The 298-nt window shown below is 46.6% G+C and carries 1 protein-coding gene; it reads left to right on the top strand.

What is annotated here, in order from left to right:
• Positions 1–276: transglycosylase SLT domain-containing protein (locus AOA60_RS01175; protein ID WP_158235009.1), on the top strand; the 276-nt coding region annotated here is incomplete at its 5' end.
• Positions 277–298: the final 22 nt, after the last annotated feature.

Below are 298 nucleotides of genomic sequence, written 5' to 3'. Positions count from 1 at the left end.
GAAACAGAGTTAGCCGGATACCTCATGTGGGAAACTGCAGAAGAAGTTGCTGAGTATTTATACGAAGACAGTGATGGGAGATTTGAGAAAGAGTGGGGGAGATTCCTCACGATGGAAGCTTTAGATAAAGGTATTGATCCGTTCCTTATCTATGAGCTCTTGCGAGTGGAAACGGGAGGGAGGTTCAGTCCTGATGCTGTTGGACCACAAACGAGATACGGTCATGCATACGGTCTGGCACAGTTTATGAAAAATACAAGTCCGTGGATCGCTTAGATGGCGGATTTGCCATACGACC

Source organism: Pseudomonas sp. 2822-17 (genome assembly GCF_002742485.1).
Classification (GTDB): domain Bacteria; phylum Pseudomonadota; class Gammaproteobacteria; order Pseudomonadales; family Pseudomonadaceae; genus Aquipseudomonas; species Aquipseudomonas cyclaminis.
The sequence above is the reverse complement of the archived record's forward strand: the minus strand, read 5'-3'. Positions and strand labels throughout refer to the sequence as shown.